Genomic DNA, 26243 nt, shown 5'->3' with positions numbered 1-26243 from the left:
GCCCGCAGAAAATCCGCTGTTGTTGCATCGCAATATACTGCGCCACTCCCGCAATATTACATATGTTGCGGCGCACAATTTCTGATCGCTGATCCCAGCAAAATGCCCGGCACGAAGGCCGGGCATTGAAAGGCTGATTCGCGAATATCTGGCGATCAGATCAGGTGTTCATCGAATCGAAGAACTCGGCGTTGTTCTTGGTGTTGCGGAGCTTGTCGAGCAGGAACTCGATCGCATCCATCGAGCCCATCGGATTGAGGATCCGGCGCAGCACGTACATCTTCTTGAGCAACTGCGGATCGGTGATGAGCTCTTCCTTGCGCGTGCCGGAGCGCGCGATGTCGATGGCGGGGAAGGTGCGTTTGTCGGCGACCTTGCGGTCGAGAATGAGTTCGGAGTTACCGGTGCCCTTGAACTCTTCAAAGATCACTTCATCCATGCGGCTGCCGGTATCGACCAGAGCCGTTGCGATGATGGTCAGCGATCCGCCCTCTTCGATGTTGCGCGCGGCGCCGAAGAAACGCTTCGGACGCTGCAGGGCGTTCGCATCGACACCACCGGTCAGCACCTTGCCGGATGACGGCACGACGGTGTTGTAGGCGCGGCCAAGTCGCGTGATCGAATCGAGCAGGATCACAACATCGCGTCCATGTTCGACCAGACGCTTGGCCTTCTCGATCACCATCTCGGCGACCTGAACGTGACGCACCGCGGGTTCGTCGAAGGTTGAAGACACAACTTCACCCTTCACCGAACGCTGCATGTCGGTGACTTCTTCCGGACGTTCGTCGATCAGAAGAACGATCAGATAGCATTCCGGATGATTGGCCGTGATCGAATGGGCGATGTTCTGCATCAGCACGGTTTTACCCGTGCGCGGCGGCGCGACGATCAACGCGCGCTGGCCTTTGCCGATAGGGGCTACGATGTCGATGACGCGCGGCGACAAATCCTTGCGGGTCGGATCGTCGATCTCGAGCTTGAACCGCTCGTCGGGAAACAGCGGCGTCAGGTTGTCGAAATTGACCTTGTGCTTGGACTTTTCAGGGTCCTCGAAATTCAGCGTGTTGACCTTGAGTAGGGCGAAGTAGCGCTCGCCTTCCTTCGGGCTACGAATATGACCTTCGATAGTGTCGCCGGTGCGCAATCCGAAGCGGCGGATCTGCGAAGGCGAAACATAAATGTCATCGGGCCCTGGCAGATAGTTCGCGTCCCACGAGCGCAGGAAGCCGAAGCCATCGGAGAGAACCTCGACGACGCCTTCGCCGATGATGTCGGTTTCCGCGATCGCAAGCTGCTTGAGAATGGCGAACATCAGCTCCTGCTTGCGCATGGTGCTGGCGTTTTCGACCCCGTTCTCTTCCGCGAAGGAGACAAGCTCCGCCGGAGTTTTGGATTTGAGGTCTTGTAGTTTGATTTCCCGCATCGGGGTTGTCCTGTGGAGCAAGTAAGGGAGAAAGGGGAGGGGAGGGTTCAGTCTGCTGACGACATACGGACTAAAGGTACGATCGAAAGTCCGCAGGTCTTGAGCGAGAAAGGTGCCGGGAGGCTTCGAACCTGAAGTGGCGGCCGGTCCAACAGTGAGACCGGGACTCAACCACATCCGCCTGCGTTGGGTGGGATGCCGCGAATATAGAAAATCGTCTGGTCTCACGCAAGGAGGCGATTGTCGCGAGATCGCAGCGTTTTGGACCTAAAACGGCTTCACAATCACCAGAATGACGATCCCGATCATCAGAATCGTCGGTACTTCATTGATAATGCGATAGAATTTTTGGCTTCTGGTGTTCGCATCATTGGCGAAATCCCGTACCCGCGCGCTGAAAAAGCCATGGACGCCCGACAGGATCAGCACCAGCAGGAATTTGGCGTGAAACCAGCCCGAAACGTACCAGCCGCCCTGCCAGGCGAGCCACAAACCGGCCAGCCAGGTCACCGCCATGGCAGGATTGATAATCGCCTTGAGCAGGCGGCGCTCCATCACCTTGAACGTCTCGGACTGCTTTGAGCCGATCTCCGCGTCACAGTGATAGACGAACAGCCGCGGCAGATAGAGCATGCCGGCCATCCAGGAGATGACCGCGATCACATGCAGTGCCTTGATCCATTCGTACATTGGAAATCGCAAACCTTAATTGCCAAGCTCTTTAGCTGCGAAGCCTTCGATGTTTCAAAGCTGGTGATTGTCGCCTGATAGCAGGAACCGGACACGGCTCGATGTGTTGATCAGCATCGGTAGATGACGTGAGAACAGGTTTGTCCGCAAGCACGACTTTCTTAAAAAATCCTTTTTAGATTCTTGGTTTGATTAAGTGTAACCGTGATTAGCGTTCGCGCATCGCTCTCCCGATCTTGTCCAGCACTCATCCACACCCGGCGGTTTTATGCCCGCTGTTGGATCGTTCGCCTGCGGCAAGGAATTGGCCGATGGTTCAAGTGCTTGAGCGCCGAGATGCGGGATTATCCCGAGACAAATCCACACAACCCCGCTACCATTCTGCCGAAAGCCAGATGTTCATCCCGAAATCAGTGCTGTGAATGAAAGAGCCGGTTATCCCAAGGGGGTCTGTTCGCCGCCGGATTGAGGTGACGATGCCCACAGGGACTCACAGCTTTTCACAGCCGCCGGATTAAGCGGAAACGGATTCGAATCACCATGCCTACCTCCGGCAGCTACTTTCATCTGCATATGATTTCCGATTCGACGGGTGAGACGCTGATCACGGTGGCGCGCGCGGTGGCCGCGCAGTATTCCAATGTGTCGCCGGTGGAGCATGTCTATCCGCTGGTCCGCAGCCAGAAACAACTCGACCGCGTTCTTGCGGAAATCGAGGAGACGCCGGGCATTGTGCTGTTCACGCTGCTTGAGAAGGATCTCGTGGAGCGGCTCGAAGCGAAGTGCCGGGAAATTAACATTCCAAGCCTCTCGATCATCGGTCCTGTGATGGAGCTGTTTCGCGCCTATCTCGGGCGGGAGACCTCGCCGCGGGTCGGCGCGCAGCACACCCTCAATGCCGAATACTTCAAGCGTATCGACGCGCTGAACTACACCATGATGCATGACGACGGTCAGCATGTGGAAGGCCTCGAGGAGGCCGACGTGGTTCTTGTCGGTGTCTCGCGCACCTCGAAAACGCCGACCTCGATCTATCTCGCCAATCGCGGCGTGCGCACGGCCAACGTGCCGCTGGTGCCGGGAATTCCGATTCCGCATCAGCTTGAAACATTGAAGAAGCCGCTGGTGGTCAGCCTTCATGCGACGCCGGAACGTCTCATTCAGGTGAGGCAGAATCGCTTGCTTGGCATCGGCAAGACCGGTGAAGACACCTACATCGACCGTCAGTCCGTCACCGAGGAAGTCGCCTTCGCGCGTAAGCTCAGTGCGAAGTTCGACTGGGCACTGCTGGATGTCACGCGCCGCTCGATTGAAGAAACTGCCGCGGCCATCATGAAGCTGTATGCGGATCGCCAGCGCCAGAAAGCATCGCAGTCGTGACCATCTGGCGTGAGCGGCAGCCTCTGATTCTCGCGTCGCAAAGCGCTGTGCGAAAGAGTCTGCTGGTGAATGCGGGAATTGCGGTTGAGACCATGCCTGCGGACATCGACGAACGCGGAATTCAGCAAGACTCGGGTCTGGCCGATCCCGGAAAGATCGCAGCACTGCTTGCCGCGGAGAAAGCGAAGTTCATCTCGGTGAAGAATCCCGGCCGTTATGTCGTTGGCGCGGATCAGACGCTCGCACTTGGCGAGCGGCTTTTCAGCAAGCCCACAGATCGCGCCGCCGCCGCCGCCCAGATCAGGACACTCTCCGGCCAGATGCACGCGCTCCAAAGCGCGGTCGCTGTTGCGAAGGATGGAACAGTGCTGTTCTGCGATGTCAGCGTGGCGCGGATGACCATGCGGCCTCTCACAGACGCCGAGATAACGGCCTATCTGGCGGAAGCCGGTGACGCTGTGCTCTCCAGCGTCGGCGCCTACCAGCTCGAGCGCACCGGCGTGCACCTGTTCGCACGCATCGAGGGCGACCACTTCACGATTCTGGGGTTGCCGCTGCTGCCGCTGTTTGATTTTCTGCGCAGCCGGAATCTGCTGGCCGTATAACGGAAGAGTTCTCCATGTTGTTGCTGGGTTTGACGGGTTCGATCGGGATGGGGAAATCCACCACGGCGAAGCTGTTTCAGGAGGCGGGCGTGCCGGTCTATGACGCCGACGCCACCGTCCATAAGATCTACGAGGGCGAGGCGGTGCCGGCGGTCGAAGCCGCGTTTCCCGGCAGCACCGCCAACGGCAAGGTGGACCGGCAGAAGCTGTCGGCGATGGTGGTGAACAACGCCGAGGCGATGAAGCGCCTAGAGACCATTGTGCATCCGATGCTGCGCAGCCATCAGCTCAAGTTCCTGAGCGATGCCGAAGCGTCCGGGGCTCCGGTGGCCGTGCTCGATGTGCCGCTGCTCTATGAAACCGGCGGAGAGAACCGCGTCGATGCGGTGGTGGTGGTGACGACCGACCCGCAGGTTCAGCGCGAGCGTATTCTGGCGCGGGAGAACATGACGCCGGACAAACTGGACGCGATCCTCGCCCGCCAGTTGCCCGACGCCGAGAAGCGCAGTCGCGCCGATTTTGTGGTGGACACGTCCCACGGTCTCGATCCGGTGCGCGAGCGGATCAGTGAAATCCTCCGGGAAGTCGTTAAAATGCCGAGGCGGCGGGCCTGATTCGGGCCGCGCTTATCCGGGTAGCTCCATGCGCGAAATCGTTCTCGATACCGAAACCACCGGCCTCGATCCGCTGCGCGGCGATCGTCTGGTGGAAATCGGCTGTGTCGAGATGGTCAATCGCATGCCGACGGGCCAGACATATCATGTCTATCTCAATCCCGAACGCGACATGCCGCAGGAAGCCTTCAACGTTCACGGGCTGTCCAGCGAGTTCCTCTCCGACAAGCCATTGTTCGCATCGGTGGTCGAGGATTTTCTGGCCTTCATCGGCGAGGCGCCGCTGGTCATTCACAATGCGATGTTCGATATCGGCTTCATCAACGCGGAGCTCGATCGCGTCGCGCGCGCCGCGATTCCACGCGATCGTCTGGTCGATACGCTGACGCTGGCCCGGCGCAAGCATCCCGGCGTGTCCAACCGCCTCGACGATCTGTGCTCGCGCTATTCGATCGACAATTCCCGCCGCACCAAGCACGGCGCGCTGCTCGACGCCGAGCTGCTTGCGGAAGTCTATATTGATCTGATCGGCGCGCGGCAGTCGCAGTTGATTCTGTCCGAGACGCGCCAGTCATTTTCTGTCGGGCCAGCCGATACGCCGCGCCGGCAGCGTGAGGTACCGCTTGCGCCGCGGGTGACGGAAGCCGACATCGCCGCGCATGCGGCCTTTGTCGCCACGCTCGGCGGCACGCCGTACTGGAACGAATACACCAAGGAAAACTGAACAAGGAAAACTGAGCGAGGCGAATTTGCCTCGCTGCGTGGGGGCGGCGCCTTAGCTCGGCTTGCCCTGCTGCTGTTCGGCCTGGCGCGCCATGTTCTGGCGATAGAGACCGACGAAATCCACCGGATCGAGCATCAGCGGCGGGAATCCGCCGGCGCGTACCGAGGAGGCCACGATTTCGCGTGCGAACGGGAACAGCAGGCGCGGGCACTCGATCATGACGAACGGATGCATGCTCTCCTGCGGCACGTTCTGGATGCGGAACACGCCCGCATAGATCAGCTCAAAGCCGAACAGCGTGAAATTCTCGTTTTCGGCCTTGCCCTCGATGGACAGCGAGACTTCATAGTCGTGTTCGGCAACCGCGGTCGCGGACACATTGATCTGGATGTTGATGGTGGGCTGCTGCTCCTGCGCGGCCAGCGACGCCGGGGAGTTCGGATTCTCGAACGAGAAATCCTTGATGTACTGCGCGAGGACATTGAACTGGGGCGGAGCCGCATTCTCAAGAGGTGCGCCGTTGCCGTTGGTCATGAGTGTGCTCCGAGAATGGGAAATTACGGATTGCCGCGGAAGCCATCCGGCGGGAACTGCCTGCGAAGCGTCTTTGGAGGCAAGGCCCTTGTCGGGGCGAGTGGCTATCATAGCCTTGCCTCATTCGACAAGGACGATAGGCCCATTCTGCCGCCTTTCGGTTGGCCGCGACCGCCGGATCGGGTAGAATCGCGCTAAATCGGCGCCATAGAAGCCCAAATTCGGTCTTTTGGGCTGCCCGGGGCGCGGCATCGTGCGATGTTGGCTGGATCGGATTTCGTGCCTACATGTGAGCTGCGATCGCCCGTATAACGCTGTTCATCGGGGAAGCCGCGCGGGTGGCGTGCAGTACCGATCAGAAAGTGAATGCGACGTGGATATTTACACCATCATTTTTCTGGCCTTGGCCGTCTTTATCTTCCTGCGGCTGCGCAACGTGCTGGGCCAGCGCACCGGTGACGAACGCCCGCCGTTTGACCGCGCGGCCCGCGATGTTCTGCGCGGCGCGCCGGACAACGTCGTGCCAATGCCGGGCAAGACCATCGACCCGGCACCGCTGGCTCCGTCCGCTGAACCTGCAGTTCCGGCCGATCGCTGGAAGGGCATCGCTGAGTCCGGCTCCGCGCTGGCGCGCGGCCTGGACCAGATCGCCGCTGCCGACTCCTCATTCGACGCGCAGCATTTCGTCAGCGGCGCGAAGAGCGCCTACGAGATGATCGTGCTGGCTTTCGCCAATGGCGACCGCCGGGCGTTGAAGGACCTCCTCTCGTCCGAGGTCTATGAAGGCTTTGAGGCCGCCATCAAGGAGCGCGAGCAGCGCGGCGAGAAAGTCGAGACGCGGTTCGCTTCGATCGACAAGGCCGAGATCGTAAATGCGGAGGTCCGTGATCGCGCCGCGCAGATCACCATCCGCTTCGTGTCCCAGATGATCTCGGTGACTCGCGACAAGGCTGGCGCCGTCGTCGATGGCAATGCGGAAAAGCTCACCGATGTCACAGATGTCTGGACCTTCGCCCGTGACATCACCTCGCGCGATCCGAACTGGAAGCTGGTTGGGACGGAAAGCGGACAGTAAGGACGCGACATCGCCCGGCTCATGCGCCGGGCGGTCCGGCGCGCGCCTTTGTTCGTGGCCTGGCGCCGCAGCCGCGGGATTTGTTCTCGCCCTTGTAATGACGGTGAACGCTCAGGCGAGACCTGCGGGCCGTCATCACACATCTCACGGCCCCCATCATGAACTCGGAAAACGTGCGCCAGTCGATTGGCCGCTGGAGATTCCGGGTGGACAGTACGAGCCGCTGACATGGAATGAGGTCGCCGGCTGGACCGACGACGATCAGCTCCCTGCGTTCAAGACGTTTCGCGCAAGCTGCAAGCCGATCGCTGCGCAGAAAGGCGCGCTCAACGACAGCAAGGCGCTCGGCACATCTCTGCGCGATCCCTGCATCGCGGCGCGCGCTGACAACATCGCCGACAGCGCCAGGGCGCGTGAATTCTTCGAAAAGAACTTTACGCCGCTGCAAATCTCGCGCATCGGCGAGGATGCGGGTTTTGTCACCGGCTACTACGAGCCCATCGTCGATGGTTCGCGCACCCAGACCGATGTCTATAACGTGCCGGTCTACCGGCGGCCGTCGAACCTGTTCGTGCGCGGCTATTCGCAGGCCAGCGCCAGCATGCCGAACAAGGGTCAGGTGTTCCGCAAGATCGGACGGCGCAAGCTGGTGCCTTACTATGACCGCGCCGAGATCGAGGACGGCGCGATTGCGGGGCGCGGGCTTGAGGTGGTCTGGCTGAAAAGCCAGACCGATCTTCTGTTCATCCAGATTCAGGGCTCGGCGCGGATCAGGCTCGAGGATGGATCCATGGTGCGCATCAATTACGATGCGCATAACGGCTATCCCTACACGCCCGTCGGCCGCGTGCTCATCGAGCGCAACATCGTGCCGAAAGAGCAGATGTCGATGCAGAAGATCCGCGAATATATGGAGCAGAATCCGGATGCGGCGAAGGAGTTGCGCCGGTTCAACCGCTCCTATGTGTTCTTCCGCGAGGTGAAGCTTGCGGCGGATGACGAAGCGGTCGGGGCGCAGGGCGTGCCGCTCACGGCAGGGCGCTCCATCGCCGTCGACAAGTCGCTGCATGTCTATGGCACGCCGTTCTTTATCGAAGGCAAGCTGCCGATTGAATCCGAGACGTCGAACACGCCGTTCCGCAAACTGATGATTGCGCAGGACACCGGCTCCGCGATCATTGGGCCGGCGCGCGCGGACATCTATTTCGGAGCAGGGGCGGAGGCTGGCCGCATCGCGGGCCGCCTGAAAAATCCGGCGCGGTTTGTGATGCTGCTGCCGAAAAGTCTCGATCCCTCGCCGCGCGGCAAGACCGTGCCGCTGCCGGACGAGCGGCCGTCGGCCACCATCGCCAAACTGTTTCCGCAGACCGGGCCTGCGAAGGAAGCAGCGGCGGATGCGCCGAAGGAGGCTGCGAAAGATCAGCCCAAAGCTGATCCTTCAAAGACTGATTCTTCAAAATCTGAACAAAAGACCTCGCCGAAGGACCAGCCCGCCGACGCCAACAAGACCGTGGCGCCGAAAGAGGCGCCTGCGGTCCAGGCTCCACAGGTCGCGCCGTCCGCGGCTACGCCTTCAACACCTGCCGCTGCTGTGGTTCCCCCCGTTGCGCAGGCTGTGCCGTTGCCGGACGCGCGCCCCAAAACCGCACCAGAAGCTGCCGCGCCGTCAGCCGTGAAATCCGCCACGCCGCGCCGCTCAAGGCATTACCGGCGGCATCGCCATCGCCGATGAAACGTCCGCGCAATCTCGATCCTCCTCCCGTGTCCCGGCGCAAGCGCGCGCTCACGCGCGAAGAAGCCGAACTCTGGGAAAGCGTGGCGAAGCAGGCGAGGCCGCTGCGCAAGCGTGCGCGTCCGGTCAAAACGGCTCATGACGCCGTCGATGAGACGCCGGCAAAGACAGAACCGGTGCTTCGGCTGAAATCTCTGCCGCCGGTCCACAAAACTCCGGTCGCCCCTCCGGCGCCACCGCTGGCCCCGCTCGGGCGGAGGGAGCGGTCAAAGCTCTCGCGCGGACGGAAGGACATCGACGCGCGGCTCGATCTGCACGGCATGACGCAGAGCCGGGCGCATCGCGTGCTGCGGGACTTTCTGCATCACGCGCAGGAAGGCGGATTGAGCGTCGTCCTGATCATCACCGGCAAGGGCAAGAGCGGCTCCGAGTCGGAGCGCGGCGTGCTGCGCCGTCAGGTACCGCAATGGCTCAGTCTGCCGGAATTCCGTGGCCTGGTGATCGGATTCGACGAAGCGCATATCGGCCACGGCGGTGAGGGCGCGCTCTATGTGCGGGTGCGGCGGGCGCGGTAATCGCGTCTGCCGTTCTACGGCGAAGTTCAGCAAACTCGGTGTCGTCCCCGCGAAGGCGGGGACCCATACTCCCTGATCTGCCGAGCGGGCAAAGTCGTAAAAGCGATCTACGCGATGTCATCACCAAATGTGGTGGTTATGGGTCCCCGCCTTCGCGGGGACGACATCGAATGTTGGCAAGTTCGACTGGAAAGCGGGGCTTGCGTTAGTCGGTCACAAAATAAACCGGCTGAGATCCGTGTTCTTCGCCAGATCGCCGATGTGCTTCTGTACATAGGCTGCATCGATGGTGACGGCCTGCCCATTCATGTCCGGCGCGTGGAATGAGGTCTCATCCAGCACGCGCTCCATCACCGTCTGCAACCGCCGCGCGCCGATGTTCTCCACCGTCGAGTTCACCGCCACGGCGACGTCCGCGAGTGCATCAATCGCGTCATCGGTGATATTCAGCGTGACGCCCTCCGTCTGCATCAGCGCGACATACTGCTTGAGCAGGGAGGCTTCCGGCTCGGTCAGGATGCGGCGCATGTCGTCGCGGGTCAGCGCCTGCAACTCGACACGGATCGGCAGGCGGCCCTGCAGTTCGGGCAACAGGTCGGACGGCTTGGCGATATGGAATGCGCCCGACGCAATGAAAAGGATGTGGTCGGTCTTCACCGCGCCATGCTTGGTCGAGACGGTGGTGCCTTCGATCAGCGGCAACAGGTCGCGCTGCACGCCCTCGCGTGAGACATCGCCCGCCCTTGCGCCATCGCGTACGCAAATCTTGTCGATTTCATCCAGAAATACGATGCCGTTGTTCTCGACCGCCTGCACGGCCTCCTGCGTCACCTGCTCGCTGTCGAGCAGCTTGTCGCTCTCCTCGTTGACCAGGACTTCGTGGGAATCCGCGACCGTCAGGCGGCGGGTCTTGGTGCGCCCGCCCATCTTGCCGAAAATATCTCCGATGTTGATCGCGCCGATCTGTGCGCCGGGCATGCCGGGAATCTCGAACATCGGCGCGCCGCCGGACGCTTGTGTCTCGATCTCGATTTCCTTCTCGTTCAGTTCGCCCGCCCGCAATTTTCTGCGGAATGAATCGCGTGTCGTGGCGCCGGCATTGGCGCCGACCAGCGCATCGAGCACACGGTCCTCGGCGGCCTGCTGCGCGCGGGCCTGCACATCCTTGCGCTTGCGCTCGCGGGTTTGCAGGATCGCGACCTCGACAAGATCGCGGACGATCTGCTCGACATCGCGGCCGACATAGCCGACTTCGGTGAACTTCGTCGCTTCCACCTTGATGAACGGTGCGTTGGCGAGGCGCGCAAGCCGCCGCGCGATCTCGGTCTTGCCGACACCGGTCGGACCGATCATCAAAATATTCTTCGGCAGGACTTCCTCGCGCAGCGAGCCGGTCAGTTGCTGCCGCCGCCAGCGGTTACGCAGCGCAATGGCGACGGCGCGCTTGGCGTCGCCCTGTCCGACAATGAAGCGGTCGAGTTCGGAAACAATTTCGCGAGGAGAGAAGTCTGTCATGGCTCTTAACTATTGTTGAGTGAGCTTGATCGCAAGCGGCGTGACGAAGCCTAGATGATCGGCGGCCCGCTCTGCCATTGCCGTATCGCATCGAACGGATGGATCAGCATGATGATATTCAGCGTCAGGTTGTCGCGGATATGCAGCCCGACGGCGATTTCAAACACGATGGCGATCAGCACGGTCGCGATCACCGGCAGTTTTCGCGCGGCGATGAAGCCGCCGATCATCGCCAGTGTATCCGAGATCGAATTGACGATGCTGTCGCCGTAATAGTCGAGCGAGATCGTGCCGGCACGGTAACGTTCGATGATGACCGGCGAGTTCTCCAGCAATTCCCAGCCGCCCTCGATCAGCATGGCGATCAGGAGGCGCGCGACCCACGATAGGCGCGGCAGCAGCAGCCAGGTCAGACCGTAGAACAGGAAGCCATGGATGATATGGGAGAACGTGTACCAGTCCGTGATGTGCTGCGAGTTCTCCGAACTCAGCACCACGCCATGCCAGAGCTTGATCGTGCCGCATGTGCAGATCGGCACCCGGCCCATGGCGTAAAGGATCGCGGCCTGCAGCGCGAGCAGCAGGACGGCGAACAGCAAACCCTGGCGGGGCGACAGTCCGCGCGCGGAAGGTGCCAAAGCGTTCTCCGCCGCGCTCATGCGGTCAGCGTTTCGAGGGTGACATTGCGATTGGTATAGACACAGATATCGGCGGCGATATCGAGCGCGCGGCGCACGATGGTCTCGGCATCCTTGTCGGAGTCGGCCAATGCACGAGCCGCCGCCAGCGCATAGTTGCCGCCGGAGCCGATCGCCATCACGCCCTGTTCCGGCTCGAGCACGTCGCCGGTGCCGGTCAGCACAAGCGAGACGTCCTTGTCGGCCACGATCATCATGGCCTCCAGGCGGCGCAGATAGCGGTCGGTGCGCCAGTCCTTGGCAAGCTCGACGGCCGCGCGGGTCAATTGGCCCGGATACTGTTCGAGCTTGGCTTCGAGCCGCTCGAACAGCGTGAATGCATCGGCGGTGGCGCCGGCGAAGCCGCCGATCACGTCGCCCTTGCCGAGCTTGCGGACCTTTTTGGCGTTGGACTTGATGACCGTCTGGCCGATGGAAACCTGCCCGTCGCCCCCGATCACCACCTTGCCGCCCTTGCGGACCGTCAGGATGGTGGTCCCGTGCCAGATTTCAGCCTGTGATGCCTGCATGATTACCTCTTTGAGGGGCCTGATCTAGGCGCTGGGGCCGCCGGTTGCAATCGGGCCGGGAAGCGGCGATTTCCGGTCACCATATCTGAAAACTCACGCGAAAATCGCGTCATCCCGCAGTAGCGAAGGCGTCATGTGCCTGTTAAAAGGACGCTTCTTTCCAGAGGACGGCGTTCGGAGAGCACATTTCATGCGCACCGCCACCATCAAGCGCAAGACCAAGGAAACCGACATCATGGTGTCGGTCAACCTGGACGGCACCGGTGTGTCCAACATCGCGACCGGGATCGGCTTCTTCGATCATATGCTGGACCTGCTGGCGCGTCATTCCCGCATCGACATCACCGTGCAGGCGGATGGTGACCTCCATATCGACTATCACCACACCACGGAGGATGTCGGCATTGCACTCGGCCAGGCCGTGAAGCAGGCGCTCGGCGACATGAAGGGCATCACCCGCTATGCCGGCGTCCACATGCCGATGGACGAGACGCTCTCGCGCGTGGTGATCGACATTTCGGGGCGGCCGGTGCTGGTGTTCAAGGCCGAGTTTCCGCGCGACAAGATCGGCGAATTCGATACCGAGCTGGTGCGCGAATGGTTCAACGCCTTCGCCATGAACGCCGGCGTAACGCTGCATGTCGAAACGCTCTATGGCGAGAACAACCATCATATCGCGGAGTCCTGCTTCAAGGGACTGGCGCGGGCGCTGCGCACCGCGGTTGCGATTGATCCGCGCATGGCGGGCGAAATTCCCTCCACCAAGGGCACGCTCGGCGGCTGATTTGAACCTGATGCGCATGCCGGGCATGCGCTGGACTTCACTTTTGGACCATCGCGCGGCGCACAATCTTATGCGGATCGCGCGCAGCGAGGTTCCGGAGAACGATCATGGCGGTATACACGGTTCACGGGCCGGCGAGTTACTACGGCAGCGATGTGCGCACCGCGCCTGACCAGCTCGTGTTCGTCCGCGACGGCTTCTATTTCTGGGCGTTTATCGGGACGTTCCTCTGGCTGCTGTGGCATCGGCTGTGGCTGGCGACGCTCGGCTATCTGGCTCTCACCATTATCGCCGAGATCGCGATGTGGTCGGCCGGCGTCGGGTCCGGCACCCGCTTTCTGGTGATGGCGGTGATCGCGCTGCTGCTCGGCCTTGAAGCCGGCTCGCTGCGCCGCTGGAAGCTGTCGCGCCGCAAGTGGCGTCAGCTCGATATTGTCGTGGCGGATTCGGAAGAGGCCGCGGAGCGCCGTTTCTTCGAGCGCTGGAACGCGAAGACGGCCCGCGAGAATAGCCGGAGTGCTGCGCCGCCGCCGTTGCCGCGCGCCTCCATTGCGCAACCGCAGGGCGTGATCGGCCTGTTTCCCGAGCCGGGAGCATCACGGTGAGTGTTGCCATCATCGATTACGGCTCCGGCAACCTGCACTCGGCAGCGAAAGCCTTTGAGCGTGCCGCGCGCAGCAGCGAGCAGCCGCAAAAGATTGTTGTGACACGCGATCCCGAGACGGTTTTTCGCGCCGATCGCATTGTGCTGCCCGGCGTCGGCGCGTTCGCCGATTGCCGCAAGGGACTCGACAGTCTCGATGGCATGGTCGATGCGATGACGGAAGCCGTGCGCGACAAGGCGCGTCCGTTCTTCGGCATCTGCGTCGGCATGCAGTTGATGGCGACGCAGGGCAAGGAATATGTCACCACGCCCGGCCTCGACTGGATCGCGGGCGACGTGGTCAAGATCGCGCCGCGCGACGAAGAGCTGAAGATCCCGCATATGGGCTGGAACACGCTCGATCTTGTGCGCGAGCATCCGGTGCTGGAGAAGCTGCCGCTCGGCGACAAAGGCCGGCACGCCTATTTCGTGCACTCCTATCATCTCAGCGCCGCCAGCGAGGCGGACGTCATTGCGCGCGCCGATTACGGCGGACCTGTCACCGCGATTGTCGGCAAGGACACCGCCATCGGCACGCAGTTTCATCCCGAGAAGAGCCAGCGCTTCGGCCTGGCCCTGATCTCGAACTTTCTGAAGTGGAAGCCGTGATTCTCTTTCCCGCTATCGACCTCAAGAACGGTCAGTGCGTGCGCCTCGAGCAGGGCGACATGGCGCGCGCGACCGTGTTCAACCTCGATCCGGCCGCGCAGGCAAAAACCTTCGAGACGCAGGGTTTTGAATATCTGCACGTTGTCGATCTCGACGGCGCATTTGCCGGCAAGCCGGTGAATGCGCAGGCGGTCGAGGCGATGCTGAAGGTCGTCAAATTTCCGGTGCAGCTCGGCGGCGGCATCCGGGATCTTGCGACCGTCGAAGCCTGGCTCTCCAAGGGCATCCGCCGCGTCATCATCGGCACAGCAGCGGTGCGCGATCCGGCGCTGGTGAAGGAAGCCGCGAAAAAGTTTCCCGGCCGGGTCGCCGTCGGTCTCGATGCGCGCGACGGCAAGGTCGCGGTGGAAGGCTGGGCGGAAACCTCGACAGTCACCGCGCTCGATATCGCGCAGCGCTTTGAGGACGCCGGCGTCGCCGCGATCATCTTCACCGACATTGCGCGCGACGGTCTGCTCAAGGGCCTCAATCTCGATGCGACCATTGCGCTGGCGGATGCGATTTCGATTCCGGTGATCGCCTCGGGTGGTCTTGCGTCGATTGAAGACGTGAAGGCTCTTCTGACGCCGCGTGCGAAAAAGCTCGAAGGCGCGATTTCCGGCCGCGCGCTTTATGATGGCCGCGTTGATCCGGCGGAAGCGCTCGAACTGATCCGGAACGCAAGGGCGGCGGCATAATGTTCAAGGTTCGCGTCATCCCCTGTCTCGATGTCAAGGACGGCCGTGTGGTCAAGGGCGTCAACTTCGTCGACTTGCGTGATGCAGGTGATCCGGTCGAGGCCGCGATTGCCTATGACGCTGCGGGCGCGGACGAGCTTTGCTTTCTCGACATCAACGCCACCCACGAAAATCGCGGCACGATGCTCGACGTGGTCCGCCGGACGGCCGAAGCCTGCTTCATGCCGCTGACTGTCGGCGGCGGCGTGCGCACCGTTGACGATATCCGCACCCTGCTCAATCACGGCGCCGACAAGGTCTCGATCAACTCGGCGGCGGTGGCGCGGCGCGAGATCGTCAAGGAAGGTGCCGAGAAATTCGGCGACCAGTGCATCGTGGTTGCGATCGACGCCAAGAGCGTGGCGCGTCCCGGCGGCGGATCGCGCTGGGAGATTTTTACCCATGGCGGGCGCAAGTCCACCGGCATCGACGCCATCGAATATGCGCAGGAGGTCGTCTCGCTCGGCGCAGGCGAAATCCTGCTGACCTCGATGGACCGCGACGGCACCCGGCAGGGGTTCGATATCCCGCTGACCCGCGCCATCGCCGACAGCGTCAATGTTCCGGTGATCGCCTCGGGCGGCGTCGGCAATCTCGATCACCTGGTGGCGGGCATCCGCGAAGGTCACGCGACCGCGGTGCTCGCGGCGTCGATCTTCCATTTCGGCGAATTCACCATCCGGCAGGCCAAGGACCACATGGTGCGTTCCGGTCTGCCGATGCGGCTGGACCCCTAGGCATGGCCCCGAAAAGTGGAAACCGGTTTTCGGATCAGGCCATGCCTCTAAAAATGCCAAATACCTGAATCGGATCAATTCTTTGCGCTCCCTACCGGGGTATGGAAGTGATAGAAGGCGCTTTATGAGCGGTTTTACGATCCACGATCTCGCAGCCACCATTGATGCCCGCGCGGCGTCGGGCGGCGATGCGTCCTATACCCGCAAGCTGCTGGACAAGGGTCCGGAGCATTGCGCCAAGAAACTTGGCGAAGAGGCGGTTGAAACCGTCATTGCGGCGATCGAGAACGATCGCAGCCATCTGATCGCCGAGAGCGCGGATCTGCTTTTTCATCTTCTGGTGCTGCTGAAATCGCGCGGCGTCAGTCTGGCGGATGTCGAAGCGGCATTGGCGCAGCGGACCGGCATGTCCGGGCTTGAAGAGAAGGCTGCGCGCAAGAAAGATTAGGTCAATTCGGCCGGCGCGGGGACGCGCGCAGGCCGGACAGGAGGAATGGCTCATGGATGTGAGAGCCGAACAGGTTCAGTACAATCCCTATCGCGTGTTCTCGCGCGCGCAGTGGGCCGCCTTGCGCGACGACATGCCGATGACGCTGACCGCCGAGGAAATCGCGCGGATGCATTCGATGCATGATCGCCTCGACATGAAAGAGGTCGAGGAAATCTATCTGCCGCTGTCGCGCCTGCTGTCGTTTTATGTCGCCGCCGCCCAGCGTCTGTTCGTGGCGCAGCGGCACTTCCTCGGCATCGAGGACCGCAAGATGCCCTACATCATCGGCGTCGCGGGATCGGTCGCGGTGGGCAAGTCCACCACCGCGCGCGTGCTGCAGGCGCTGCTCGCGCGCTGGTCGCCGCGCCCGAAGGTCGATCTTGTCACCACCGACGGCTTCCTGTTTCCGAACAAGGTTCTAGAGCGCGAAGGCCTGATGCAGAAGAAGGGCTTTCCTGAAAGCTACGATCTGCCTGCGCTGCTCGGCTTCCTGTCCGACATCAAGGCCGGACGCCGGCCGGTGCGCGCGCCGGTCTATTCGCATCTGACCTATGACGTGATCCCCAACGAGGGCGTCGAGATCGACCGCCCCGACATCCTGATCGTGGAAGGGGTCAACGTGCTGCAGACCGGTCGCCTGCCGCGCGACGGCAAGGCGGTGCCCTATGTGTCGGACTTCTTCGACTTCTCGGTCTATATCGACGCGGACGAGCCGGTCCTGCGCGAATGGTATGTCGAGCGCTTTCTCACCCTGCGCAATACGGCGTTCCGCGATCCGCGGTCGTACTTCAACCGGTACGCCAAGCTCTCCGACGAGGAAGCGACCGCGCGCGCGCTTGAGCTCTGGACCACGATCAACCTCGTCAATCTCGAAGAGAACATTCTGCCGACACGTCCGCGAGCAACGCTGATCCTCAAGAAGGGCGGCGATCATGTGATTGAGGACGTTCAGTTGCGGCGGCTGTAGGGATCAGCTCCTTCCGTCATTGCGAGGAGCACAGCGACGAAGCAATCCACCCTGCTTTCAAAGAGCGGATTGCTTCGCTTCGCTCGCAATGACGCTGAGGCCGGTCTACGCCGCGTGGCGCGTGGCGTCCGCGCCGAAGTGATCGAGGTAGCGGCCGGAGATGGCCGACACCGGCATGACAACCAGTACATCCGTGGTGCCAAACTGGTGGTCGACCACCGCGCCGTCGCCGATAAAGGCTCCGACGCGAAGATAACCCTTGATCAGCGGCGGCAGCATCCGCAGCGCCGCTTTGGTGTCGATGTTCTCTTTCGCAATCCGATTCATCTCCACCCGGCGCGACGGATGAGCGCTGGCGCGCCAGCCTTCCGGCGCGGCCGCGTAGTGATGAAGGAACGACAGCGGCAGGGCGAGGGCGTCGGGATTGGTGCCCTCGAAGCTGGCGCAGCCGATCATCACATCGAGATTGTGCCGGCGCACATAGCTCCACACGCCATGCCAGAGCAGTTCAACGGTGCGCTTGGTGCGATAGGGCGGCAGTACGCAGGAGCGTCCAAGTTCGAGAAATTTCAGGCCCGCCTGCCGCTGCATCAGGCCTGTGATGTCAAACTCGTCGTTGGTGTAGAAGCCGCCATGCTTTTCGGCGACATCCTGGCGCAACAGGCGATAGGTGCCGACCACCGGCTGCTTGCCGCTCATGGTCGGCTTGGCGGCGTGATCCACCACAAGAAGATGATCGCAGATCTTGTCGAACGCATCCTTGTCGCGCTGCGCCAGCATGGTTGCGGCGTCGGCGATGGCGGAGCCGTTCTTGTAGAACACCTTGTAGCGCAGCTTCTGCGCGCGCTTCACATCGCTCTTGGTCTGCGCGAGACGAACTTCAAGCGAACCGATCTTGCCGAGACGCGCGGGCTGAATCACATCCGGCACGGCCTCGCCGCGCAGGCCTGAATGCACAAGGTTTGGCATCAGCCATGTCGCGGCGGCGCTCGCGGCCGTCTTCGCATGGGTTGGCCGAAGCATCTGGACCAGCGGATTCTGGCGAAGTGCGTGAAGCGGGCCGCGAACGGCATTCCGCTCAAATGCTTTGGAATTTGCATCCGGCTTGGTCAGCGCCGGTTTGTTGCCGCTCATGGCGTCCTCGCGGCGGCGCGTCGTGATTCGTCAGGCGCAGCCCTGAGGCTTCAATAATCATGGTCGTGATACGGATTTATGACAGCGCAGTCTGCGCCGATGTCCTCGTCGTCACGTTTCTTGTGCTGACTGTCGTCAGCGCTTCGCTCAGTTTGTCGCGGTCCAGCGGCTTGATCAGGAAGCCGTCCATTCCCGCCTCGAAGCAAGCGTAGCGATCGTCCACCAGCGTGTTGGCCGTGAGAGCGAGAATCGTGGTTCGCCGTGGGCTGCGGCCCGCTTCATGCGCGCGAATGCGTTTCGTGGCGCTGATGCCGTCGAGCTTCGGCATCTGGATGTCCATCAGAACCACATCGTAGGGCGTGCCTGCGCTGTCCGCCGCGATCCATGATTCCAAAGCCTGCTCACCATCGGTGGTGATGACCGGCGCGTGGCCAAGTTTGATCAGCAGCGAGCGGATCAGCAGGGCATTGATCTCGTTGTCCTCCGCCACCAGGATCGAAAGCGCCCGCGATGCCGTTTCGGGCGGCATCGTGGAATGGGCCATGTCTGTCGCCGGAGCGTCCTCACCGGACAATTCCGGCAGCATCGCAGCGCTGGAAACGGACAGGCGTTCAGCCAGCGACGCGGCGCGGAGCGGCTTCACGAGATAGCCGGTATAGGACGCCGCCATCGCAGGCGTGATGTCCCGGCGCTGCGCCGGTGTGAACATCGCGATGCGGTGAGCTGAGTGCCGGACCGCGGCATTGCCGAAATCGCGCCATGGCGTATCGGCGCTGCCGCAATCGACCAGCACGGCGTGCCAGGGGCGTTCCGGCAGCAGGGCATGTGCGATCGAGATGTCCGCTGCGGTACAGGTCTGCGCGCCCCAGCGCTCCAGACGCCGCGCGATCAGCGACGCTTCGATGCTTTGCGGCGCCACCAGCATGATGGATTTGCCGGTGAGATCGGGAGCGATGAAGGCGGGTGCATCGTTGGTGTTCGCAGCGGCAAGCGGGATGGAAAACGCGAAAGTGGCGCCGTGGCCTTCCGTGCTTTCCAGCGCAATATGCCCGCCCATGCGCCGGACGATCCGGTCGCTGATACTGAGGCCGAGGCCTGTGCCCCCATAGTTGCGGGCGGTGCCTTCCGAAGCCTGCTCGAATTCGCGGAAGATCCGCTGTTGTGCTTCCGGCGCAATGCCGATGCCGGTATCGCGGACGATGAACGAGATTTCGCCCGGCCAGATGCCCGGTTCGACGATCAGCGCGACACCGCCGCTCTGAGTGAACTTGATGGCGTTGCCGGCGAGGTTGAGCAGCACCTGCCGCAGCCGCGCCGCGTCGCCGAGCACTTGCCGCGGCAGGCGTTCGTCGACATAGGATGCAATCTCGAGATTGCGCGCCTGCGCGCGGGGCGCGAGCAGTTCGGTGATGTCCTCGATCATGGCAGCGAGCGCGAAGGGACGCTGCTCCAGGTCGATCTTGCCGGCTTCGATTCTGGAAAAATCCAGCAGCTCGTCGATCAGCGCCATCAGCGCGTCGCCGGACGTCTTCACGGCCTTTGCATAGGTTTTCTGTTCGGCGGTCAGCGACGTGTCGAGCAGCAGGTTGCTCATGCCGATGATGCCGTTCAAGGGTGTTCGGATTTCGTGCGATGCCATGGCGAGGAATTTCGACTTTGCGCGGTTCGCCGCATTGGCGAGATCGCGGGCTTCGGCCAGCGCGCGCTCGGTCCCGGTGCGGTCGGTGACATCGCGGCCGACGCATTGCAGGTCGGCAGGCTGGTGAGCGTCACCACGGATCAGGCCCTCGCGCCAGGCGATCCAGCGCGGCCCGAGCGGGCTGTCGATCTTCTGGTCGTGAATGCGGGTGCCGTTCGGCTCGATGGCCACGATGCCCTGTTCCAGCACAGGCAAACTGAAGCGGGTCCCGATCAGCGCTTCGCGCGGCTTGCGCGCCAGCGCGCAATAGGCGTCATTGACCGACGTCACGATGCCATCGCCGTCACGCAGCACGATCAGGTCGCCCTGGGATTCAAACAGGCTTCGCGCGTGCTCCTCGGCGCTCTTCAGCTCCCAGTTTCGGTCGGCCAGCGCTTCGTTGTGCAGCTCGATCTTGCGCATCTTCTTGCGCAGCCAGCGCATCCGCATACTGAGCATGGCGAGCGCCAGACACGCGACCGCGAACAGGAAGCTCGCGCCGAGCGCGAAGGCGTGCGGATCGTAGGCTTCGGTCCGGCTACCGGTGATGAATCCATACGCGCCGCCGAATGTGGCGGAGAAAATCGTCACCGAGCGGATGGTGACGCTGATCCAGGGGTGACGGCGGGCAAACCGGCGGAGGCGCGATCTGATGCGCAAGGCTCGCAACATGAGGGGCCACTCCGCGGCTGGATGATGCGTCGGGAAGATTTGCGCAAGGATGTGTCGGGGACGTTTCAAAGTGCTTGAAGCGCGGAATCATCGGCGGCGGCGCTTCAGACATGGCTAACGGGAGGTTAACGCCTCACATGACCCGCTCGGAGAGCTGCACCCGGCGTCCGGCGCCGACCACAAGCGCTGCGGCGTCCTTTGTGCTGAAGGCGCGCGACTGCACGAAGATGCGATAGTCCGCGCCAGGATCACGCGACAGATAAATCACGGGATCGGTATCGGTCAGGTGGCGGTCTGAAATGCTGACAAACGAGGTGTCGCGGTTCACCGTGCAACTGTCGGCCTCCGCCGTCATCGTGCCGTCGATCACGGTGAAATCAGCCATGTCGGCGGCGTCGACCACCTGCACCCGCACGGTCGCCATTTCCGGATCGTCAGTGAAGCTGACATGAAGCGGATTTTGCCACGGCGCGGTGGCGATCTGCATCGAGGCGCGGCCCATGGCGATGCAGGGATTCGCGCTCGGGACCAGTTCGCCGCCGGCGACCACGCCGGCCAGCAGCAACGGGATAGTTGACGCCAGGACAGTTACGCGCATGACACCACTCACTCAAAACAGACTCGCAACACACACTGCGCATGGTCCTGCGGGTCGCGCACACGGCGATCCGGATCATGCGGCCAAAGCCGCCACAGGCGGCTTATGGTTTGTGAAGTGTAAAGAGAGATCGTTACGGAAGCGTTGTCAGGCCAAACGTTGTCGGGCCAAGGGCGATCTGGATTTCGCTCACGCCGCGCGGCGCAGATCGTCCGCGAGCGCGCGATAGGACAGCGCCTCGGCCAGATGAAGCCGCGCGATGACCTCGGCGCCGTCGAGATCGGCGAGAGTGCGCGCCACCCGCAGCACGCGGTGATAGCCGCGCGCGGACAGGCGCATGCTCTCGGCGGCATCGCGCAACAGTTTCTGTCCCTGCGCATCGGTGCGGGCAATTTCTTCGAGAACGGCGGCAGGCGCTTCCGCATTGGTGCGGATCTGCGGCAGGCCGAGTGCGCCATAGCGCTCCGCCTGAATCGCGCGGGCCGCGGCGACGCGCGCGGCGACCTCGGCGGAGCCTTCGGCGGGCGCGGGCAGGATCAGGTCGGAGGCGGTGACGGCTGGCACTTCGATGCGCAGGTCGATGCGGTCCATCAGCGGGCCGGAAATGCGGCCCTGATAATCCGCCGTGCAGCGGTCGAGGCGTCCGCGCTTGCAGGCATAGCCGGGTTCATAGGCATGTCCGCAGCGGCAGGGATTCATCGCCGCAACCAGCATGAAGCGCGCGGGATAGGTGACGCGGTGGTTGGCGCGCGAGACTGCGACTTCGCCGTTTTCCAGCGGCTGGCGCAGCGAATCCAGCACGCGGGCGTCGAACTCCGGAAGTTCGTCCAGAAAGAGCACGCCATGATGCGCCAGCGAAATCTCGCCGGGCCTCGCGCGCATGCCGCCACCGGTCAGCGCGGCCATGCTGGCGGAATGATGCGGGGCGCGGAACGGACGCCGCGCCGTCAGCGCGCCACCTTCGATCTCGCCGGCCACGGACGCGATCATCGAGATTTCGAGAAGCTCCGACGGCGACAGCGGCGGCAGGATCGACGGCAGCCGCGCGGCCAGCATGGATTTGCCCGCGCCCGGACTGCCGATCATCAAAATATGATGTACAATTAACCGGGATTTGAGTAGGCAGGAACCGAAAGGTTCCCATGAAGCCCAAGGCCTATTCCTACCTCCGAATGTCGACCGATCTCCAGCTTAAGGGGGACAGTCGTCGACGCCAGCTCGAAGCTTCGAAGGCCTATGCCGAGGCTTACGAACTGGACCTCGCAGACGATGCACAGCTCGAAGATATCGGAATTTCCGCGTTCAAGGGTGCCAACGTCCGGGATGGCGCGCTGGGCATATTTCTTGAGGCGGTGAAGGCGGGCAACGTAGCCAAGGGCTCTTATCTCCTCGTCGAATCTCTGGATCGTCTCAGCCGCGAAGAAATCCTCCATGCTCAAGCCCTCTTCCTGAGCATCATTCAGTCGGGGATCAATCTCGTCACCCTGATCGATAAGAAGGTCTACAGCGCGTCAAGCACCAACATCGTGGATTTGATCACGTCGCTCGTGATCATGGAGCGAGCCCACGAAGAATCAAAGACCAAGAGCATTCGTATCGGCGCTGCTTGGAAGAACAAGAGAGCCAAGGCAGCAGCCGACGGTCAACCAATGACGGCGCGCTGCCCGTCGTGGCTGAGGCTGTCCAGCGACAAGACGTCGTTCGAGGAGATCCCCGAGCGGGTGGAAATCGTCCGGGGCATTTTCTCCGACTCCATCGCCGGTATCGGCATGTACTCCATCGCGACGCGCCTTAATGATGAGGGAATTCCCGCATTCATAGGAAAGAATGGATGGCACCAGTCGTCCGTCGACAAAGTTCTGCAGAACCGATCCGTTCTTGGAGAATTTCAGCCGAACGTGAAGGTCGACGGCAAGCGTGTCCCAAGCGGCGATCCAATCTCCAACTATTATCCGGCGATCATCAGAGAGGATGAATTCTACCAAGCGCAGCACGCCCGCGCCGCACGGAGGGTTGGTGGGAAGGGCCGGAAGGGTCCCGGCTACACGAACTTGTTCACGGGGATAGCGCGCTGCGCTTACTGCTCCGGCTCCATCGTTTTTGAAAATAAGGGGCCGGGAACAAGGGGCGGCACGTACCTTGTTTGCGGGAGCGCTCAGCGCGGCCTCGGTTGCAGCGGCACGAGATGGCGATATCGAGACTTCGAAGCATCGTTTCTGGCTTTCGTTCAGGAGCTGGATATCGAAAGCATCGTCCGCAGCGATGAAGATGCCAGCAAGCGTAAGTCTCTGGAGAAGGATTTAGCCGCGCTGCGGGGCGAGATCGAGTCCGTGTCCAATCTCATGGAGAAGAGCTACAGCCTGCTCAACGAAAACGCGCCTGCGGAATTTGTTGCGGCGAAGTTGCGCGAACACGGACTGAAGCGGGATGAACTTCTGCAGCGCCTGCAAGCCAAAGAAGCTGAGCACGAGCAGTTTCTGGCTCATGAATCCCGGTTCTATAGCAGCAAAGAAGAAATCCGGGATCTGGTGAAACACCTTCAGTTGCCGCCATCGGAAGAGCTCTACAAAGTCCGTGCGCAGATCGCGGCGAGGCTCAAAGCCTTGGTTCATACGCTTTTGATAGCTCCCATAGGTCGGCTTCCCATCAGCCAAAGGAACATCGAGCAAATGAAATTGCTTTCACCGGGTGAAAACGGTGTGCTTGCGCACATGGAGAATCTTGCCGCCGATCCAGATGAATCGCGTCGTTATTTTACGGTGGGATTTCAGAATAATGCGGTGCGCGCGGTATTTCCCAAGTATGGCGATCCGCTTCAGTTCGAGCAGCAGATCGTCGGGGCGAGAGAGCGCGGCTTTGAAATCGTGCAGCCGGAACTGGCGAAATGACTCTCGCGCAGTTCCATGGCCGCCTTCAGTTCGGAAAATCAGCCGCCAGCGTCGTGAAGAGGCATCTCGTTCTCACGCTTGCCTCTGTTGGTGAGTTCCCTAGTTCAAAGCGACCAAGTTTACGATCCAATCGCCAGCGGCCTGATGGATGGTGTAAACGGCGGTCGTCGGTGTGCTGAGCTGCATTCCCGGACTATCGTAGCCGAAGCCTTTGACTCTGTACGCCAGCTTGCACGCCGCTCTGTTTGTAACGGGATCGAACTCCACGGGAGTCGGTTCGCTCGCTACGATAATTTCGACCGGTGTTTTCCTGATTTCTTCTCGCTTGCGTCTAGCTGGCCCAAGTTTAGCCTCTAGCTCCGCAATCTCTCTTTCAAGGGTTCCGATGCGCTCAGCCCTCGCTGCGTTCTGGTCACCCATGGAGCGATCGTTGGGATCTACCGGATTGCGAGCGTAGTACTCCTTCGTCTCCCGCAGGAGCTTTTCTTTCTCGGCAAGCGGATCACGAATGGCGCTGCCACGCGATGCGTCGAGCTTCTGAAGAACGTCACTCAGCTCACCGATATTGGGTGTCTGCTGGTGAATGAGCGTCCTTACCTTCTGAAGAATGGCGGTGTCGCCACACATCGTCGATGCACTGCCATTCGACGAAAAGAATATCCGGTTAGCAACCAAGCCCAACCCCACTACGGCAAGTACGAGGCAAGTTCTTTTGAGGTACCGCGACGTCTTATTGTCTGGGGAGGACGCCTCGGCTGAGGATTGATCGGGAGGGCTCATCGTTTCCAGCTTCCCCGGTTCTGCACCATGATCAGGTATGCACCGGCGGCTGCGATCAGGACCGCCATAAAGGCCACAGCTCCACTATCAGTGTAGCGATATCCGAGCAGCCACAGGATTACGGCTCCTCCACTCAAGAGCCCAAACGGCCACCAGCCTTGTTTCAGCATGCTTCTCCCCCTTGAGTTCGCCGACCGGCGGGTAGCCGGTTCGGGACTCGATCGACCATATCCAGTCGAACGCCCAAGTAACTGGATTAAACGAAAATAATTCGGTTTTAAAGCCGTGGGTCAAAAGACCACAAAGCGGTTGGCTGGGGTATGGACCTCCGCCAAGTACTCGCCACCAACCTGCGCCGGATCAGGCATGAGAAAGGCCTGTCTCAGGAAGCATTGGCGCATGAGGCTGGAGTAGACCGGGCGCACGTCAGCAAGATCGAGCGCGGCTTAACTCAGGTCGGCATTGAGATTATCGGTAAGTTTGTGGACGTTCTGGGCGTCGAACCAGCCGAATTCTTCCGGCCCCCGCCAAAGCGGACACGGAGGCGTCAGACCTGACGTCAGCGGAAATCCACCAGTCGTCCGGCAGCATCGACGGCTCTGACTGGCCTGCCGGTGGCTGATTCGGTGGCTCGAAGGGATTCTTGGATACCCTCGGCAGTGCCGGAGCTCTGGGAATGATCCCTCCAGAAACCGTCCCGGTCTCGAATCTGAATCTTGACCCCCGACCCCGGTCGAAATGATCGCAGGACGTCCGAAACCAGAATCCGTAGGGTATCCACCCAGAGAGACATCGGACGCTCCATGCCCTTCTGAAAGGACGGATGGGTTCAAGACCCATCCGTCAGGGTGGTTATCAAGCGGCTTTCTTCTTCGGCAGAGGCCGAGACTTGGACGCTGCGGCGAACAGGTCGTCGAGCTCACCGGCGCGGACGGCTTCGATCAGCGTGTTGATGACGGTAGGGAGCTTGTCCTTGGACGGGACTGCGATACCGGCTTTGCCCTTCTCGAACTCGATGGGCTTGGAGCCGAACTTCACCGACATCACGATCTGACCGGACGAGTCGGTCTTCCACCACGGCTTAACCCGTTGCTTTCGAACGACCGCCTGCTTCACGCCGTCGACCTCGGCGGTCCTCTGGACCGTTCGGACGTAGCCGGGGTCGGCCAGCAGGAGCTTCTGCTCCTCCAGCTTCTCGATGAACTTGGCTCGACGCATCCCGGTCGGATCACCGGCTGTCTTCGGCACTGCGGTAAAGGAAAGGGATTTCAGTACTGGCATTGGGTCTCTCCGTTGTTGGATCAAACCCAGCCCGTTCTAACATCGCGTACGCGCTTGTAACTGGCGTCGGAGAATGTTTTCCGTGTTACTATCTGAGTCCCGAAGACGCGTCCCCCCATCCTCACATCG

General features: G+C 61.6%; 28 protein-coding genes and 1 pseudogene. 16 read left to right on the top strand and 13 right to left on the bottom strand.

Going from position 1 to position 26243, the window contains the following annotated elements; translation table 11 throughout:
• Nucleotides 1-160 precede the first annotated feature (160 nt).
• Together rho and hemJ are read right to left on the bottom strand one after the other, a co-directional pair.
• Nucleotides 161-1426: a transcription termination factor Rho gene (gene rho / locus HMPREF9696_RS15140; protein WP_002713908.1), complete on the bottom strand. Its 1266-nt coding sequence runs from the start codon at nt 1424-1426 to the stop codon at nt 161-163.
• A 267-nt stretch (nt 1427-1693) separates the two neighbouring features.
• Nucleotides 1694-2116 (bottom strand): protoporphyrinogen oxidase HemJ, encoded by a 423-nt coding sequence (hemJ, locus tag HMPREF9696_RS15135; RefSeq protein WP_002713907.1) that lies wholly within the window; start codon nt 2114-2116, stop codon nt 1694-1696.
• A 540-nt stretch (nt 2117-2656) separates the two neighbouring features.
• Here hemJ and HMPREF9696_RS15130 point away from each other — a divergent pair.
• The 4 genes from HMPREF9696_RS15130 to dnaQ are packed head-to-tail and all read left to right on the top strand — an operon-like array spanning nt 2657 to nt 5439.
• Nucleotides 2657-3496: a pyruvate, water dikinase regulatory protein gene (locus HMPREF9696_RS15130; protein WP_002713906.1), complete on the top strand. Its 840-nt coding sequence runs from the start codon at nt 2657-2659 to the stop codon at nt 3494-3496.
• Nucleotides 3493-4101 carry a Maf family protein gene (locus HMPREF9696_RS15125; protein WP_002713905.1) on the top strand — a complete coding sequence of 203 codons (609 nt, stop codon included), beginning with the start codon at nt 3493-3495 and terminating at the stop codon, nt 4099-4101. The genes HMPREF9696_RS15130 and HMPREF9696_RS15125 overlap by 4 nt, the downstream gene beginning before the upstream one ends.
• A 14-nt stretch (nt 4102-4115) precedes the next feature.
• Nucleotides 4116-4715 carry a dephospho-CoA kinase gene (gene coaE / locus HMPREF9696_RS15120; RefSeq protein WP_002713904.1) on the top strand — a complete coding sequence of 200 codons (600 nt, stop codon included), beginning with the start codon at nt 4116-4118 and terminating at the stop codon, nt 4713-4715.
• A gap of 28 nt (nt 4716-4743) precedes the next feature.
• The gene (gene dnaQ / locus HMPREF9696_RS15115; RefSeq protein ID WP_002713903.1) at nt 4744-5439 is read left to right on the top strand and encodes a DNA polymerase III subunit epsilon; all 696 of its coding nucleotides are present in this window, start codon (nt 4744-4746) and stop codon (nt 5437-5439) included.
• 51 nt (nt 5440-5490) lie between these two features.
• Here the strand turns inward: dnaQ and secB are convergent, their stop codons facing one another.
• The gene (gene secB / locus HMPREF9696_RS15110) at nt 5491-5973 is read right to left on the bottom strand and encodes a protein-export chaperone SecB (RefSeq protein ID WP_002713902.1); all 483 of its coding nucleotides are present in this window, start codon (nt 5971-5973) and stop codon (nt 5491-5493) included.
• A gap of 373 nt (nt 5974-6346) precedes the next feature.
• Between secB and HMPREF9696_RS15105 the strand changes: the two genes are divergently transcribed.
• From HMPREF9696_RS15105 to HMPREF9696_RS15095, 3 genes are all read left to right on the top strand, one after another.
• Nucleotides 6347-7048, top strand: a complete 702-nt coding sequence (locus tag HMPREF9696_RS15105; protein WP_040301501.1) for a Tim44/TimA family putative adaptor protein — start codon at nt 6347-6349, stop codon at nt 7046-7048.
• Between the two features lie 97 nt (nt 7049-7145).
• The gene (gene mltA / locus HMPREF9696_RS15100; RefSeq protein ID WP_002713900.1) at nt 7146-8780 is read left to right on the top strand and encodes a murein transglycosylase A; all 1635 of its coding nucleotides are present in this window, start codon (nt 7146-7148) and stop codon (nt 8778-8780) included.
• The gene (locus HMPREF9696_RS15095) at nt 8777-9355 is read left to right on the top strand and encodes a Smr/MutS family protein (RefSeq protein ID WP_002713899.1); all 579 of its coding nucleotides are present in this window, start codon (nt 8777-8779) and stop codon (nt 9353-9355) included. Before mltA ends, HMPREF9696_RS15095 begins: the two co-directional genes overlap by 4 nt.
• 213 nt (nt 9356-9568) lie before the next feature.
• Here the strand turns inward: HMPREF9696_RS15095 and hslU are convergent, their stop codons facing one another.
• The 3 genes from hslU to hslV are packed head-to-tail and all read right to left on the bottom strand — an operon-like array spanning nt 9569 to nt 12077.
• On the bottom strand, nt 9569-10870 hold the full coding sequence (hslU, locus tag HMPREF9696_RS15090; RefSeq protein WP_002713898.1) for an ATP-dependent protease ATPase subunit HslU: 1302 nt from the start codon (nt 10868-10870) through the stop codon (nt 9569-9571).
• 50 nt (nt 10871-10920) lie between these two features.
• Nucleotides 10921-11529 carry a DUF2585 domain-containing protein gene (locus HMPREF9696_RS15085; protein ID WP_002713897.1) on the bottom strand — a complete coding sequence of 203 codons (609 nt, stop codon included), beginning with the start codon at nt 11527-11529 and terminating at the stop codon, nt 10921-10923.
• The gene (hslV, locus tag HMPREF9696_RS15080; protein ID WP_002713896.1) at nt 11526-12077 is read right to left on the bottom strand and encodes an ATP-dependent protease subunit HslV; all 552 of its coding nucleotides are present in this window, start codon (nt 12075-12077) and stop codon (nt 11526-11528) included. Before hslV ends, HMPREF9696_RS15085 begins: the two co-directional genes overlap by 4 nt.
• A gap of 190 nt (nt 12078-12267) precedes the next feature.
• Here hslV and hisB point away from each other — a divergent pair, with 190 nt between their 5' ends.
• The 7 genes from hisB (at nt 12268) to coaA (ending at nt 17083) form a co-directional block, all read left to right on the top strand.
• Nucleotides 12268-12861, top strand: coding sequence for an imidazoleglycerol-phosphate dehydratase HisB (gene hisB, locus HMPREF9696_RS15075; protein ID WP_002713895.1), 594 nt, complete (start codon nt 12268-12270; stop codon nt 12859-12861).
• A gap of 107 nt (nt 12862-12968) precedes the next feature.
• Nucleotides 12969-13466, top strand: coding sequence for a DUF2628 domain-containing protein (locus tag HMPREF9696_RS15070; RefSeq protein ID WP_002713894.1), 498 nt, complete (start codon nt 12969-12971; stop codon nt 13464-13466).
• Nucleotides 13463-14113, top strand: a complete 651-nt coding sequence (hisH, locus tag HMPREF9696_RS15065) for an imidazole glycerol phosphate synthase subunit HisH (RefSeq protein WP_002713893.1) — start codon at nt 13463-13465, stop codon at nt 14111-14113. Before HMPREF9696_RS15070 ends, hisH begins: the two co-directional genes overlap by 4 nt.
• Nucleotides 14110-14850: a 1-(5-phosphoribosyl)-5-[(5-phosphoribosylamino)methylideneamino]imidazole-4-carboxamide isomerase gene (gene hisA / locus HMPREF9696_RS15060; RefSeq protein WP_002713892.1), complete on the top strand. Its 741-nt coding sequence runs from the start codon at nt 14110-14112 to the stop codon at nt 14848-14850. The genes hisH and hisA overlap by 4 nt, the downstream gene beginning before the upstream one ends.
• A complete protein-coding gene (gene hisF / locus HMPREF9696_RS15055; RefSeq protein ID WP_002713891.1) occupies nt 14850-15626 on the top strand; it encodes an imidazole glycerol phosphate synthase subunit HisF in 777 nt (258 codons plus the stop codon). Before hisA ends, hisF begins: the two co-directional genes overlap by 1 nt.
• A 124-nt stretch (nt 15627-15750) precedes the next feature.
• Nucleotides 15751-16074, top strand: a complete 324-nt coding sequence (locus HMPREF9696_RS15050) for a phosphoribosyl-ATP diphosphatase (protein WP_002713890.1) — start codon at nt 15751-15753, stop codon at nt 16072-16074.
• A 52-nt stretch (nt 16075-16126) separates the two neighbouring features.
• Nucleotides 16127-17083: a type I pantothenate kinase gene (gene coaA, locus HMPREF9696_RS15045; protein ID WP_002713889.1), complete on the top strand. Its 957-nt coding sequence runs from the start codon at nt 16127-16129 to the stop codon at nt 17081-17083.
• A 105-nt stretch (nt 17084-17188) separates the two neighbouring features.
• On the opposite strand, the gene olsB is transcribed toward coaA, so the two are convergent.
• From olsB to HMPREF9696_RS15025, 4 genes and pseudogenes are all read right to left on the bottom strand, one after another.
• The gene (gene olsB / locus HMPREF9696_RS15040) at nt 17189-18217 is read right to left on the bottom strand and encodes a l-ornithine N(alpha)-acyltransferase (protein ID WP_002713888.1); all 1029 of its coding nucleotides are present in this window, start codon (nt 18215-18217) and stop codon (nt 17189-17191) included.
• Nucleotides 18218-18293: 76 nt separating this feature from the next.
• Nucleotides 18294-20567 (bottom strand): ATP-binding protein, encoded by a 2274-nt coding sequence (locus tag HMPREF9696_RS15035; protein ID WP_002713887.1) that lies wholly within the window; start codon nt 20565-20567, stop codon nt 18294-18296.
• Nucleotides 20568-20700: 133 nt separating this feature from the next.
• Complete coding sequence (locus tag HMPREF9696_RS15030) at nt 20701-21165, bottom strand: hypothetical protein (RefSeq protein WP_002713886.1); 465 nt, start codon at nt 21163-21165, stop codon at nt 20701-20703.
• Nucleotides 21166-21354: 189 nt separating this feature from the next.
• A pseudogene (locus HMPREF9696_RS15025) lies at nt 21355-22263 on the bottom strand (YifB family Mg chelatase-like AAA ATPase); the annotation flags it as partial.
• A 44-nt stretch (nt 22264-22307) separates the two neighbouring features.
• Between HMPREF9696_RS15025 and HMPREF9696_RS15020 the strand changes: the two are divergent.
• On the top strand, nt 22308-24053 hold the full coding sequence (locus HMPREF9696_RS15020; protein ID WP_002713884.1) for a recombinase family protein: 1746 nt from the start codon (nt 22308-22310) through the stop codon (nt 24051-24053).
• A gap of 99 nt (nt 24054-24152) precedes the next feature.
• Here the strand turns inward: HMPREF9696_RS15020 and HMPREF9696_RS15015 are convergent, their stop codons facing one another.
• A complete protein-coding gene (locus HMPREF9696_RS15015) occupies nt 24153-24833 on the bottom strand; it encodes a hypothetical protein (protein ID WP_169332502.1) in 681 nt (226 codons plus the stop codon).
• Nucleotides 24830-25003 carry a hypothetical protein gene (locus HMPREF9696_RS21950; protein WP_002713882.1) on the bottom strand — a complete coding sequence of 58 codons (174 nt, stop codon included), beginning with the start codon at nt 25001-25003 and terminating at the stop codon, nt 24830-24832. Before HMPREF9696_RS21950 ends, HMPREF9696_RS15015 begins: the two co-directional genes overlap by 4 nt.
• A 150-nt stretch (nt 25004-25153) precedes the next feature.
• Here HMPREF9696_RS21950 and HMPREF9696_RS15010 point away from each other — a divergent pair, with 150 nt between their 5' ends.
• Nucleotides 25154-25390: a helix-turn-helix domain-containing protein gene (locus tag HMPREF9696_RS15010; RefSeq protein WP_002713881.1), complete on the top strand. Its 237-nt coding sequence runs from the start codon at nt 25154-25156 to the stop codon at nt 25388-25390.
• 298 nt (nt 25391-25688) lie between these two features.
• On the opposite strand, the gene HMPREF9696_RS15005 is transcribed toward HMPREF9696_RS15010, so the two are convergent.
• Nucleotides 25689-26114 carry a DUF6641 family protein gene (locus HMPREF9696_RS15005; protein WP_002713880.1) on the bottom strand — a complete coding sequence of 142 codons (426 nt, stop codon included), beginning with the start codon at nt 26112-26114 and terminating at the stop codon, nt 25689-25691.
• Nucleotides 26115-26243 lie beyond the last annotated feature (129 nt).

Source organism: Afipia clevelandensis ATCC 49720 (assembly GCF_000336555.1).
GTDB lineage: Bacteria > Pseudomonadota > Alphaproteobacteria > Rhizobiales > Xanthobacteraceae > Afipia > Afipia clevelandensis.
This window is presented reverse-complemented; position numbering and strand designations above follow the sequence as displayed.